This window comes from Synergistaceae bacterium (genome assembly GCA_031272035.1).
GTDB lineage: Bacteria > Synergistota > Synergistia > Synergistales > Aminobacteriaceae > JAISSA01.
On the sequence record JAISUO010000026.1, the window covers coordinates 19,384 to 32,024 of the forward strand.

At 55.6% G+C, this 12,641-nt stretch carries 12 protein-coding genes and 1 riboswitch; of the genes, 1 reads left to right on the plus strand and 11 read right to left on the minus strand.

Translation table 11 applies throughout. The features are described from left to right. Positions 1–54 precede the first annotated feature (54 nt). The 9 genes from LBR61_03090 to LBR61_03130 all read right to left on the minus strand — a co-directional run bounded on the left by LBR61_03090 (position 55) and on the right by LBR61_03130 (position 8,826). Positions 55–2,394 carry a bifunctional (p)ppGpp synthetase/guanosine-3',5'-bis(diphosphate) 3'-pyrophosphohydrolase gene (locus LBR61_03090; protein ID MDR1731057.1) on the minus strand — a complete coding sequence of 780 codons (2,340 nt, stop codon included), beginning with the start codon at positions 2,392–2,394 and terminating at the stop codon, positions 55–57. A gap of 21 nt (positions 2,395–2,415) precedes the next feature. Next, positions 2,416–4,077, minus strand: coding sequence for a DHH family phosphoesterase (locus LBR61_03095; protein MDR1731058.1), 1,662 nt, complete (start codon positions 4,075–4,077; stop codon positions 2,416–2,418). Positions 4,078–4,142: 65 nt separating this feature from the next. Further along, entirely contained in the window at positions 4,143–4,628 is a 486-nt protein-coding gene (tadA, locus tag LBR61_03100; protein MDR1731059.1) for a tRNA adenosine(34) deaminase TadA, read from the minus strand. 76 nt (positions 4,629–4,704) lie between these two features. Then, on the minus strand, positions 4,705–5,178 hold the full coding sequence (locus LBR61_03105) for a YhcH/YjgK/YiaL family protein (GenBank protein ID MDR1731060.1): 474 nt from the start codon (positions 5,176–5,178) through the stop codon (positions 4,705–4,707). Then, positions 5,175–6,137: an ArsA family ATPase gene (locus LBR61_03110; protein ID MDR1731061.1), complete on the minus strand. Its 963-nt coding sequence runs from the start codon at positions 6,135–6,137 to the stop codon at positions 5,175–5,177. The genes LBR61_03105 and LBR61_03110 overlap by 4 nt, the downstream gene beginning before the upstream one ends. 15 nt (positions 6,138–6,152) lie before the next feature. Then, the gene (locus tag LBR61_03115; protein ID MDR1731062.1) at positions 6,153–6,470 is read right to left on the minus strand and encodes a hypothetical protein; all 318 of its coding nucleotides are present in this window, start codon (positions 6,468–6,470) and stop codon (positions 6,153–6,155) included. Positions 6,471–6,675: 205 nt separating this feature from the next. Further along, complete coding sequence (gene rpmF, locus LBR61_03120) at positions 6,676–6,873, minus strand: 50S ribosomal protein L32 (protein ID MDR1731063.1); 198 nt, start codon at positions 6,871–6,873, stop codon at positions 6,676–6,678. A gap of 111 nt (positions 6,874–6,984) precedes the next feature. Next, a complete protein-coding gene (locus tag LBR61_03125; GenBank protein ID MDR1731064.1) occupies positions 6,985–7,569 on the minus strand; it encodes a DUF177 domain-containing protein in 585 nt (194 codons plus the stop codon). A gap of 57 nt (positions 7,570–7,626) precedes the next feature. Then, complete coding sequence (locus LBR61_03130; protein MDR1731065.1) at positions 7,627–8,826, minus strand: acetate kinase; 1,200 nt, start codon at positions 8,824–8,826, stop codon at positions 7,627–7,629. An 82-nt stretch (positions 8,827–8,908) separates the two neighbouring features. Between LBR61_03130 and LBR61_03135 the strand changes: the two genes are divergently transcribed. After that, the gene (locus tag LBR61_03135) at positions 8,909–10,183 is read left to right on the plus strand and encodes a nucleotidyltransferase family protein (GenBank protein ID MDR1731066.1); all 1,275 of its coding nucleotides are present in this window, start codon (positions 8,909–8,911) and stop codon (positions 10,181–10,183) included. Positions 10,184–10,270: 87 nt separating this feature from the next. On the opposite strand, the gene metK is transcribed toward LBR61_03135, so the two are convergent. After that, a complete protein-coding gene (gene metK, locus LBR61_03140; protein ID MDR1731067.1) occupies positions 10,271–11,434 on the minus strand; it encodes a methionine adenosyltransferase in 1,164 nt (387 codons plus the stop codon). A gap of 87 nt (positions 11,435–11,521) precedes the next feature. Continuing rightward, a riboswitch (SAM riboswitch) is annotated at positions 11,522–11,632 on the minus strand. Between the two features lie 203 nt (positions 11,633–11,835). Then, positions 11,836–12,641 (minus strand): hypothetical protein (locus tag LBR61_03145; protein MDR1731068.1); only part of this gene is annotated, 806 nt, incomplete at its 5' end.

The window sequence follows — 12,641 nt, forward strand, 5'->3', positions numbered from 1 at the left end:
ATTCCGTTTATCTCCTGAATTATATCCTGGCGGCTCCTTTTTTTTCGAGACGGGTCACACCCGCGCGACTTCCATCATGCCTCGAACGCCGTTCAGTTTTCCCACAATTTCATACAGGTGCTCCAGATTTCTCACCCGAAGTTCTATTTTCATCCGCACCAGCGTATTGTCGATGACGGTGACCTTGAGCCCGTTTATGCTGCCGTTGGCCTGTCCGATGACCTGAGACACATCGTGAATCAGGTTGTCCCGGTCCGTGGCCTCCGCCCGAATCCGCGTCGTGTAAAACCTTCCCGAGGGCGCGTCCCATCGGACCGGAACCGTACGCCCCAGCTGCGCGTTCAGAATGTTGGGGCAGTCGATCCGGTGAACCGTGATTCCCCTCAGACGGGTGGTATACCCCACGATGGCATCCCCAGGGACGGGCTCGCAGCAGTTGGCCAGAAGCACCATGACCCCTTCGAATCCATCCACGATAATATCAAAATTGGAACGTTTCGCGGCAATATTGCGGGAAAGCTGAGAAATATCGTCCGAAGGATGCTTCTGCTGCAGATAGGCGAAGGCCAGCCTCTGGGCCACAGTGCTGGGTCCCGCAGACCCCGTTCCGATAGCGACCAGAAGGTCCTCTCTTCCGGCCATTCCCAGATCTCTGGCCACCTTGTTCAGGGCGGGGGTAAAATCCTCCAGGTTTTCCGTGGAAAGATTTCTCTTTTTCAACTCCTTGTCGAGAGCTTCCCAGCCTCGGGCAATTTTTCCCTCCCGGTCCGTTTTTTCCATCTGCCGGAAGTAGTTGCGGATTTTGCTGCGGGTTTTGGTGCTTCGGACAATTTTCATCCAGTCCCGGGAGGGCGTTCCCTGAGAGGAGGTGATGATCTTTACGATGTCTCCGTTGCGAAGCTCCGTGTTCAGAGGGACGATGCGGTTGTTGATCATGGCCCCCACGCAGTGGTTTCCCACTTCCGTGTGGACGGCATAGGCAAAATCGATGGTGGTAGCCCCCCGGGGCAGAACGAGGGCTTTGCCCTGGGGCGTGAAAACGTAAACCTCAGAGGTCAGGACGTCGCTTTTCAGAAGCTCCAGAAATTCCTCGGGGTCGTGCCCTTCCTGACTGCCTTCTCCCTCCAGGGCCTGACGCACCCACATCAGTTTCGCGTCCAGACTGTCGGCCGTCCCCTTGTCCGACTTATAGAGCCAGTGGGCCGCAATGCCGTATTCCGCCAGACTGTTCATCTCTCTCGTGCGGATCTGAACCTCCATAGGGGCTCCGAAGGCCATGACGGTGGTATGCAGGGACTGATACATGTTGCTCTTGGGGTTCGCGATGTAGTCGTCGAACTGACCGGGAATGGGAACCCATATTGAATGAACGATGCCCAGAACCGCGTAGCAGGTGGAAAGGTCATCCACCAGCACCCGTATGGCCAGAATATCGTAGAGTTCGTCAATGGAAAGTTTTTTCCTCTCCATCTTTTCGTAAATACTGTAGTAATGCTTGGCCCGTCCTTTGATTTTACAGGGAATCCCCTCCTGAGCCAGGCGATTTTCCAGCATTTCTATGCCTCTGCTGATGACTTCTTCCCGTTCGGGCAGTTTTTTGCGGACCTTGCGGCGGATTTCGTTGTAGACCTCCGGCTGAAGGTAGCGGAAGGACAGGTCCTCCAGGTCCCGTTTTATCTGATAGATTCCCAGTCGATGGGCCAGAGGGGCGAAAATTTCCAAAGTTTCCCGAGCGATGCGTTCCTGCTTGTCCCGCCGGAAAATCCCCAGAGTTCTCATGTTGTGGAGCCGGTCCGCCAGCTTGATCAGGACCACGCGAATGTCCCGGGCCATGACCACGAACATCTTTCGCAGGTTTTCCGCCTGATACCCCTCCAGGGACATGAAGGGAAGTTTTCCCAGCTTCGTGACTCCGTCCACCAGCGTCACGATTTCCTCCCCGAAAGCTGCCGCCAGTTCTCCCCCCTGAATCGTCGTATCCTCCAAAACGTCGTGGAGGAGGGCCGCGCAAAGGGTGGCCGGATCAAGCTGCATCTCCGCCAGAATCAGAGCCGTATTCAGAGAATGGATGATATAGGGCTCTCCGCTGGAACGCTTCTGGTCGGTGTGGGCCCTGCCCGAAAAGACAAAAGCCTCCCCGAGAAGGTTCATCTGCTCGGAGGGCAGGTACAGAAAACTCTTCGCCCACAGCTCCTGCCAGGCGGTCCTCACCGACTCCATTCTGCTGGTCTCCGGAAGCTGAGCGTAAAACGCGTCTCTGAGGCTCGCCATTTCCCTGGATTCCCCGCTGCAGGACAGCTCAGGGACGCTGTTCAGGATGGACTTCATCTCCGCGTTGTCCGCTCTCAGTCCGATGTCGTTTTTCACGGTTTTCTTTTCCGGTATTTCAGGCATGGGCTCCGCTCTCCAGGCTCATCATTCAAGCACGGCGCAGTCCAGCACGAACTGAACGCGTTCCTCGTTGCGCCAGTAATCCAGACGGGGATGATAGACCCATCCCGTCACCCGATCCATGAACGAGACGTCCTGAAGGTCGGAGGCCGCATTGAAGGCCAGAAGCATGACCTCGTCCACGACGACGGCGCTGTGCTTGCCGTCCCGCCCCAGAGGGACAATTTTGTCCCCGTCCTCCCGGCTTCTGTAAAAATAAGGGCAGGGGTTGTCGGTGCCGAAGGGCCCCAGTTCTCCCACTTTTTTCCAGTCGCTGAGCGTGATTTTGGAGGGCGAAATGACGATGGCCTTCAGGTGTTCTTCTTCCACCTGCACGTCGGAAAGAAGATTTTCCAGGCTGTTTTCCACTTCCTTCCAGTGGTCCGAGAGCACGGAAAATCCCGCCGCGTGGCGATGGCCGCCCCAGGCATCCAGCCGTTCGGAAATGACGCTCAAAATATGGACGGCGTTGGCTCCCGCCGGAACCCGCAGGGTCCCGCGAATCTTTCCCCCCACCGGAGCCGCCAGAGCCACCGGGGCTTTGCGCATGTTGCAAATCCGGCTGGCCACCCCGCTCAAAACTCCCACGGGCCAGTTTTTGTCGTACATGACATGACGCGTGGGGCCCCCCGGCTCGCAGATGTTGACCACTATCCGCTCGGAAATCATCTGGCGCTTTCTGTTGGCTTTGATGAGATCCCCCACGCTGGTATAAAGCTCTCCCGCTCCCAGAAGGACCCGAACCGACACATCCGCGCAGCCGATGCGCCCGGGGGCGTTCAGGCAGGGAATAACGCGCATGGACAGCTGTTCCTCCGAAAGCGCCTGTCGGGAGACCCCCAGTTTTTCAAAAAGGGCGGCGAGTCCCCGTCTCGGATTGTTCTTCATCAGGGCCATGCCCTGCTGGACAATGGCTCGATTGAGGGGATTCAGGGGCATACAGTCGGAAATCGTCGCCAGAGCCACAAGGTCCAGTCCATACCGCAACATCGAGCGGGAGGCGATTTCCTCCTTCCAGGCCCAGCTCCAGAGCACCGCCGTGGCGCAAAGTTTTCCCGAGGTCTCGTCTCCGTCGATGCAGGGATTCACCGTCATGGGAAAAGGCACGAGCCCCCTGGCCGCCGAGTGATGATCGAAGACAAAAACATCGATGCCCTTCCGGGCCAGACCCTCCAGAAGTTCCACGTCGTTCGTCCCGCAGTCCACCACCACCAGCGTATTGCAGCCGCTTTCCATCAGCCGGTCCAGAATGGAGGCGTGAAGTCCGTATCCCTGTACGTCCCGTCGAGGGATGAAATAGCGAACCCCCAGGGCTTTGTGGCGGAAGATCTCCATCGCCAGCACCGTGGCGGAAATCCCGTCGGTATCGTAATCTCCGTAAACCATCACATTGCCGAAAGTACAGCGGGAACGCCACTTCTCCGCCGCCAGAGTTCCGGCGGAACCCAGGTTCAGGTTCTCCAGCAGTTCTTCGAATCGGGGCCTCAGCCAGGCCTGAACGTCATCGACGCGGGCAAGGTCCTTCCCGTGGTACATCTCCAGCGCCGCCGCCGTCAGTTCCGAACAGTCCAGCCGTTTCGCCAGATCTCTCGCGGACTCTCCAATCTCATAAAGTTCTAATTTTATATCCGAACATGTAGACAGCAAGCGCGTATCCCTCTTCCACTTAGCGTTCCATTTTCATTCATTTGCATTTGCATCCATCTGATTCATCATGCTTTTACTTCATGCGCAGCGCCGTTTTCAGTTTTCAGTTTTTTTCGGCGCTTTTCGAAATATCGTATAAGAAGTTCGGCGCAGGACTCCTTCAAAACGCCGCCCCGCACCCGGCATCGGTGATTGAGCCGAGTGTCCCGGGGAATGTCGTACAGGGACCCGACGGCTCCGGCCCGGGGGTCCCGGGCGCCAAAAACCACGCTTCTGAGACGGGCGGCGACGGCAGCTCCGGCGCACATGGGACAGGGTTCCAGGGTCACGTACAGATCGCACCCCCGCAGATTCCACCCTCCAAGACGGGCCGCCGCCTCGCGAATCACCCGCATTTCGGCGTGAGCCGTGGGGTCGATGGTTTTCACGTTGAATCCCTTCGAGATAATTTCGCCCTCCCGCACCAGAACCGCCCCCACCGGAACCTCTCCTTCCCTGAAGGCCCGCTCCGCTTCGAGAATCGCCTGAGACATAAAGTAAACGTCATCCATCACATATTATTCCATCATAATATTACACATACACGTCATTTCATCACGCGTCATCCGCAAAACGTCGCTCCGCGCCTCATGCATTTTCCCGTTTATCCGGCTCGATACCGATTTTGACGATCACTTTTCGGATGATCCCCGGGACGTCGAAGGTGATTCCGGGCTTATGAGAATCTTCCGGAAAAAACAGGACGAACTGCCCGTCCGGAACTCTGAAATAGACGCCTTCTCCGCCGTACAGCCTGGTATCCTCTTCCGGATTGTATTCCTTCACCTGTTTCATGTTGTTGATGGGGGCGTAGCCGTACCATTCCTCCCCCGACAGCGTCATGTGAAGATCGATATAATTCCTGTGGGCCTCGAAAAGCCGCGCACTGTGAGGGACGGTGCTTATCTCCTCTACGATGGAGAACACTCTGTCTCCGTCGATGGCATATCGGTTCGGAGACAGCTGGGTCAGATCCTGTGAAATCAAAAATTCGAGCGCCGACTGAACTCCACTGCCAAGTCCGCTGTAGCGGGGCGCGTACTGCAACGTTCCCATAATCATGCGTCAATTTCTCCTATCAAATCCGCAACCGCATCCACCTGCTCCATGCCGCGGACATCCGACCGCAGAAGAGGCAGATGAACAATTTTTTTGGCGCCAAAGCGATCCCGGATCTCCTTCAGATAGTCCTTCTGAGCAATCAGCCGCTCGGCGAAGAACTCGCCCGCCTCCGGAGGGATCACCCGATTGACGACGAGACCTCCTACGGGGATTCCGTACTTTTCCAACAGCTCCACCGCCCGGGCCGTTTCCAGGATGGGCATCCTTTCGGCGTTCAGAACGAAAAAGAACTCCGAACTTTCGGCATCCGTAAGATATTGTCGGCTCTTTTCAAATTTCTTCTGCCTGCGGGTCAGAGATTCGATCACGGGGTCTTCCATGGCGCGTTTCATCAAATCCGCATCAAACTTTCCCGCCATTTTAAAAAGCTCGAGGGATTTTTTGCGTTTTTGAATCAGGCTGTCGATCCAGGTTCCCAAAATCTCCGGCAGGGAAAGCAAGCGCAGAGTATGCCCCGTGGGAGCCGTATCGAAGACAATGGCCTCCCAGGGATCCCCCAGGTTTTCCATCAGTTCGACGAATTTGTCGAAAATCGCCGCTTCTTCAGCGCCAGGGGACATGTAGGCGATTTCCATCTGGCGTTTAATTTCGTCCACGATCACCGCGCTGACAATGCTCAGCATTTTATCCTGAATTTCGCTGATATAACGTTTTGCTTCCTCCGCGGCGTCGATCTCTATGCCCCACAGATTTTCACGCACCGGCAAAATTTTATCGCTCAGGGCGACTCCCAGTGCATCGGAAAGAGAATGGGCGGGGTCGGTGGAAACCAGGAGCGTCTTATAGCCGTTCCGGGCCAGCCAGGCTCCGTAAGCGCTTGCACAGGTGGTTTTACCGGTTCCTCCCTTACCTCCAAAAAAGGTAAACGGGCGTCGTTTCTTTTTCGTCTCCGTATTCATATTCATACCTGCATTTTAAGTAAAATCATACTGAGCCGCTTTTTCCGCGGCCACCGACTGACGATTCATTATACGCCTCTGCCATGGAAGCATCTCCTCCGCCAGATAAGGGAGCAACTCCAGCGTATAGTAGGAGATGGGATTGGGAAGACCCAGAAAATCACCAAAAAGCAACAGCATGAGATTGTCGTTCATATCCCAGGCTTCCTTGCGGATGGCCGCGCTGCGCTTCTCCAGAAAGGACGCGACGACGAACAGCCAGAGCCATTCCCCCGTCGCAAGCAGTCCCTTTTTTATCTTTTCCAGAATTCCCTTTATATCCGCGTTTTGCATGATTACCGCACCTCCCCGATAAAACCCAAACTGCAAACCGCCTGTTTTTCTTCAGACCTCAGCTTCTCCATTGTAATACCACCGCAGCCCGAAAGGGTACATCCATGTACATCCATAGAGAAAAAGCGCAGAGTCCGTCTCTGCGCTTTCGCATTTTCCGTTTAAGTACGGCATGGAAAAACGGGAAGTAAATTGAAGCACGGCATTACGCCGTCGCCGTATCCTTTGGTTTGAAGATTTCGCGTCCTTTGTAATGACCGCAGGCCGGACACGCCCGGTAACTCACCACCGCCTCGCCGCAGTGAGGGCAGTTGGCCGTAACCGGCGCGCTGAGGGCTCCCAGCCAGTTGGCTTTCCTCGATGCCGTACGGGCATGAGAAGTCTTTCTTTTTGGCGTCGCCATTTTTATTCCTCCTTTCAGACAATACCCCTGTCGATAATTTATTTATTCTCCCGAAAAAGAAACGCCCTTTCCGGTTTTTATCATTTTTATATCGTTTTTACATCGCCATCTTTACATCATCACATCTTCATTATCCGCCACGAAATCCCGCAGGGCGTCGAACCGGACATCTCTCTGAGGAGCACAGGAACAAGCGCCCTCGTTGAGGTTCGCTCCACAATTCTGACAAAGCCCGGCGCAATCCTCCCGGCACAGTAACTTTCGCGGCAACAGCACCCACAGGCTTTCCCATACCTGATCCGCAAGATTTATGGTACGCCCCCAGGCGTCCATTTCAACGGGAAGAAATCCGTCGTCGGACTGAAGATGAGTGTCTTTCCCCAAAACGGTCCCGCGCAGATAGTAAAGATACCTCAAATCGTCCGAGATTGCAAGTGAAGCATCGCCCAAACAACGGGCGCATTCCCCCTTCAAAAGGCCCTGGAGGGACAGTCGAACGGACAGGAGAGACTCCTCCATCCACTGCAGGGCCGCGTCCACGGAAAGCCCCTCCGGAAAACAGAAGTGCTGCCCCTCGAAGGTCACTCCTCCGGAAAGGTCGGGATCCCAGTGTTTTTCTACGACAGCCTCCGTGTCCCGTCTGGGGGGCAATTCGACGATAAAAGCCCCGCCTTCGGGCATTTTTTTCGCCGTCAAAATACTCGCCTCCGTCTCCTTCCCTCCGACTCTGAAATCCGCCGGCTTTGAAACAGTTCAGTGCAGGCCCACAAGCCGTTTGGTGTCCCGGGCGATGACGAGCTCCTCGTTCGTGGGAATGACCAGAACCTTCACCTTCGAGCTGTCCGAGCTGATAAAGGCCTCTTTGGAATGAACATCGTTCCTCGCCGGATCAATATCAATACCCAGAAATTCCAGCCCGTCGCACACCATGGAGCGGACGACAGAGCTGTTTTCCCCCACTCCGGCGGTGAACACCACCGCGTCCACGCCTCCCATGGCCGCGGCATAGGCTCCGATATATTTTTTAATACCGTAGGTCAGTACCTGCAGGGCCAGTTTGGAACGGTTTTCTCCCCGGTCCGCGGCCGCTTCGATGTCCCGAAGATCGCTGCTGAGACCGCTGATCCCCAAAAGGCCGCTCTTTTTGTTGAGCAGTTCATCGATTTCCTTCAGGGAAAGTTTCTCCGCTCCGGCCAAAAATCCCGTCAGCGCCGGGTCAATATCGCCGCTTCGGGTTCCCATCAGGACTCCCGCCAGAGGCGTGAACCCCATGGAGGTATCCACCGATTTTCCGCCGTCCACAGCGGTGATGGAGCTGCCGTTACCCAGGTGACAGGTGACGATCTTCAATTTTTCGAGGGGCTTGTTCAGCATGGCGGCCGCGCGTCCCGCCACGTAGTAGTGGCTGGTGCCGTGGAACCCGTAGCGCCGCACCCCGTATTTCGAGTAATAACCGTAGGGAATGCCGTAAATATAGGCGAAGGGAGGCATGGTCTGGTGAAAGGCGGTGTCGAACACCCCCACCTGGGGAATCTTCGGCAGGGCGTCGGTGACGGCGTCGATACCCATGATGTTCGCGGGGTTGTGCAGAGGCGCCAGGGGAATGCACTCCTTCAGCGCCGCCAGAACCTCCGGCTCCAGCCGAACGGAACTGGCAAATTTCTCCCCCGCGTGAACAACTCGATGCCCCACCGCAGAAAGTTCCTCCAGGGAGGAAAGAACTCCGTGAGACTTGTTCAGCAGCGCATCCAGAACCAGTCTTATGCCAACCTTATGATCCGGAATGGGCGTTTCGGTTACAACGGCGTCCATTCCCGTCTTCGTGTGCTTTATGCGCGAACCTTCGATTCCGATGCGCTCCACCAGGCCCTTTGCCAGCACATTTTCCTTCTCCATGTCGAAAAGCTGATATTTCAGAGACGAACTTCCGCAGTTGATAACCAAAATTTTCATACTTTACAACCTGCCCTTCGCAACAGGGGGAGAACCCCCTTTTTGTTTTGCCGTTTCTGCCGCAGAAGAATATAATAATACAATGAAGACGATAATCCGCGACGCTCAAACCGCTATTGGAATTATTGCGGAATACAACCCCTTTCACAACGGACACGCCCTGCACATCCAACGAGCTCGGGAGGCCCTGGGCGCGGAAGTTCCTGTCCTTGTGACCCTGTCGTCCTCCTTCACTCAGCGGGGCGAACCCGCTCTGGCCGACAAGTGGGCCCGAACCCGCATGGCTCTTTTAAACGGAGCCGATCTGGCGCTGGAGCTGCCTTTCGCCTTCGCCTGCAACGCGGCTCCCGAATTTGCCCGGGGCGCGGTGGACATTCTGGCCGCAACAGGGCTCGTTACCCATCTCTCTTTCGGCACGGAACGCCTTTTCGCGGCGGAATCCCCTTTTTCCGCAAACGAAAATTCCAATACAATCTTAAATATTTTAAGCGAGGAGCCGCTGTCTTTCAAGCTGAATCTCAAAAAAAATCTCAAACGGGGGCAATCCTATCCTAAAGCCGTCGCGGGAGCGCTGGAACGAGAACTTTCTTCAAACGTGACCCCTCCCCTGCTCGCTCCCAACGACATCCTGGCCCTGGCCTACATACTGCACCTCCGAAGAAAAAAGTACGACCTGATTCCCCTGCCCGTAAAACGCCAGGGAGAAGGCTACCACGACCTCTCCCCGGGAAAGCTGGCCAGCGCGGCGGCCATCCGGCAGACGCTGACGGCAAAGAAACTTTTGAGCGAATCTCTGACGGGCTGGGTGAGGGAGGCCCTGCCCGCATCTTCGCTGGCCGTTCTTGAAGATGAAGAGAAACGGGGACGACTCTGCCTGGGAGTGGAAAACCTGTGGGCCCTGCTGCGCGGCCTTCTCAATCGGACGTCGAAGGAGGAGCTCCGGCTCTGTCCGGGAATGGACGAGGGACTTGAAAACCTGTTTCTGAAACACAGCCCGCGGGCAGACTCCTGGGAGGACTTTGTCGGACGCTGCGTCTGCGCCCGCTACACCCGAAGCCGCATTCAGCGTCAGGCCATACGCTTTCTCACGGGAGCCGACCGGTGGACGGCGCTGGCCCTGAGCCGGCGCAGCCCGCCCTATATCCGGGTGTTGGGATACAATCAGCGGGGACGAAAACTCCTGCGTCTTTGCGGAAACACCGCCTCCGCTCCCGTCATCACACGCCTCGGCGCGGTCTCGGACCCCATCGCCAGGGCGGCGGCGGATCTGGAGTTTCGCGCCTCGCGCCTGAGAGAACTTCTGCTGCCCAGGCCGGATCTGCAATACGAAGAACGTCAAAAACCCATCAGTCTGTAAACCAATGGGTTTTGGAGTTCTCATTGCCGGAAAACCTCCGGCTCGTCACTGAGGCAATCTTTTGAGAGAACTGCGAAATTTCAAAAACTACAGTCCCGCGTCTTTTCGCAGAACCTCGGCGCGGTCGATCTTCTCCCAGGCCGGCATGGGGCTGATGTCGATGCGTCCCATATGCCCATAGGCTGCAAGAGCGCGATACTGGGGCTTCCGCAGGTCCAGGTCCCGAATGATGGCCGCCGGACGAAAATCGAAATGCCGCCGCACCAGCGCCGTGATCTTCTCGTCGGAAATTTTCCCCGTGCCGTAAGTATTGACGCAGAGAGACACCGGTTGAGGTATACCGATGGCATAGGCCACCTGGATCTGGCACTGGTCCGCTATGCCTGCCGCCACCACGTTCTTGGCGGCGTAGCGGGTAATGTAGGCGCCGCTGCGGTCCACCTTGGTGGGATCCTTGCCGGAGAAGGCGCCGCCTCCGTGGGGAACCCAGCCGCCGTAGGTATCCACGATGATTTTTCGCCCGGTGAGCCCGGTGTCCGCCATGGGGCCGCCCTTCACGAAGCGTCCTGTGGGATTGACAAAAATGCGGGTGTTGGAATCGATAAGGTGTCCGGGCACGACGGGGCTGATGACGTACTCAATGATGTCGGTTCGGATTTCCTTCAGGGTCGCCTCCGGATGATGCTGAGTGGAAACGACGATGGTATCGGCCCGTACCGCTCTGCTGCCCTCGTACTCCAGCGAAACCTGCGTCTTGCCGTCCGGTCGAAGATAGGTGATCGTCCCGTCCCGCCTCACGCTGGTCAGCTGACGGGCCAGCTTGTGGGCAAGAGCGATGGGCATCGGCATATATTCCTCCGTCTCGTTGCAGGCGTAGCCGAACATCATCCCCTGGTCTCCCGCGCCGGTGTCTACGCCGTCGACGCCCTGGGCAATGTCGCTGGACTGCTCGTCTATGGAGGTGATCACGGCGCAGGTTTCACCGTCAAATCCGTATTTGGCGCGAGTATAGCCGATTTCCTTGATGATTTCGCGCACCAGTTTCGGTATATCGACGTAAATTTTGGTCGTAATTTCTCCCGCCACCATCACCAAGCCTGTCGTACACAAAGTTTCACAGGCCACGCGTCCGGTCGGGTCGTCCCGCAGAATCGCGTCCAGAACCCCGTCGGAAATCTGATCCGCTATCTTGTCGGGGTGTCCCTCCGTAACAGATTCCGAAGAAAAAATAAATTTTTCCGCCTTTGCCATTATTGTCAGCCTCCCGGTATAATTACGCACTAAAAAAGCGCTCCATCCATTAAGGAAGAGCGCTTCACAATCCGCCGAATACCCTCCCTCTCATCATCCAGATCCCGGATCACTCCGCGGAGCTGCTGGTATTGGCACCTGACATTTTCAGGTTGCCGGGCTTCATCGGGCCAGTCCCTCCACCTCTCTCGATAAGAGTCTTCAATTGTAATAATACAATATACACCCTTTTAGACGTAAATGATTATATCCTCTTCTTCCCGTTCGTCAAGCAGAATTTTTTGCCCGCCAGGTCATTTTCGGGCTTTCCTTATTCCGCTCCAGAGGGAGAAAACGGCAAGTAAGACCTTTTTCACGCATATAAAGCGGGATAAATTCTTTTTGTTATTTGGTCGATATCGCTATACCGAATATTGCTTCACTCTGTCCATATCGATCTCAATACCTAAACCAGGGAGAGGAGATGGAGAAAGACAGCCTTCGGCATCTATTTTGAGCGGAGTTGTGATAATCCCTCCCAGACATTGATAATTTTCGATTGTGCGATAAGGAGGGTCGTACATATATTCCGCCCACGTCCAGCCGGAATAGGTGCACAGCAGGTGCAGGGTAGCAGCAAGGCCAATACCGCATAGCCCGTGATGCGGAACGAAATGGACGTTGAATGCCTCGCAAAGAGCCATGATTTTACGCACTTGGGTCAAGGATTCATAGACCGCGTCAGGCTGTACGATATCAAGAGCGTGTTTCTCCATAATCCACAAAAACTCGTGAAGCGGAGTGTTACCTTCGCCGCCTGCAATGTAGAGCGACGTCATTTTCTCTAAAAGAGCTGCTAAATCATTGAATTGCCAGCGTCCAAGCGGTTCTTCCAGCCAAACTACGCCTCTGTCCTGTAATTCTAGAGCTGTGGTGAGCGCACGTTTATAGTCCCATTTCGGTCCAGAAGTGAAACTCAGTACGTTGTCCGTCGGTTGGTTGGCATCAACCATGATTTTCATTTTATCTCCGATAGCCTTCTTGATTTCGTCTACATAGGCCAGATCTTCCTGTACAGTATCCGCATGAAGCCTGATTTTAAGGGCTTTAAACCCTTCGCTCAGATAACGTTGAGCCTGTTCTGCACGATCTTTTGGGGTTCCCAATTCAAACGCGCTTGCATAGGCGAGAACTTTATCGCGCGCAGCTCCCCACAGCTTGTAAAGCG

Bases quoted from the DNA above. Each gene is read 5' to 3' on its own strand.
- LBR61_03090 (MDR1731057.1), bottom strand. From the start codon at position 2,394: ATGCCTGAAATACCGGAAAAGAAAACCGTGAAAAACGACATCGGACTG.
- tadA (MDR1731059.1), bottom strand. From the start codon at position 4,628: ATGGATGACGTTTACTTTATGTCTCAGGCGATTCTCGAAGCGGAGCGG.
- LBR61_03105 (MDR1731060.1), bottom strand. From the start codon at position 5,178: ATGATTATGGGAACGTTGCAGTACGCGCCCCGCTACAGCGGACTTGGC.
- LBR61_03110 (MDR1731061.1), bottom strand. From the start codon at position 6,137: ATGAATACGGAGACGAAAAAGAAACGACGCCCGTTTACCTTTTTTGGA.
- LBR61_03115 (MDR1731062.1), bottom strand. From the start codon at position 6,470: ATGCAAAACGCGGATATAAAGGGAATTCTGGAAAAGATAAAAAAGGGA.
- rpmF (MDR1731063.1), bottom strand. From the start codon at position 6,873: ATGGCGACGCCAAAAAGAAAGACTTCTCATGCCCGTACGGCATCGAGG.
- LBR61_03130 (MDR1731065.1), bottom strand. From the start codon at position 8,826: ATGAAAATTTTGGTTATCAACTGCGGAAGTTCGTCTCTGAAATATCAG.
- LBR61_03135 (MDR1731066.1), top strand. From the start codon at position 8,909: ATGAAGACGATAATCCGCGACGCTCAAACCGCTATTGGAATTATTGCG.
- metK (MDR1731067.1), bottom strand. From the start codon at position 11,434: ATGGCAAAGGCGGAAAAATTTATTTTTTCTTCGGAATCTGTTACGGAG.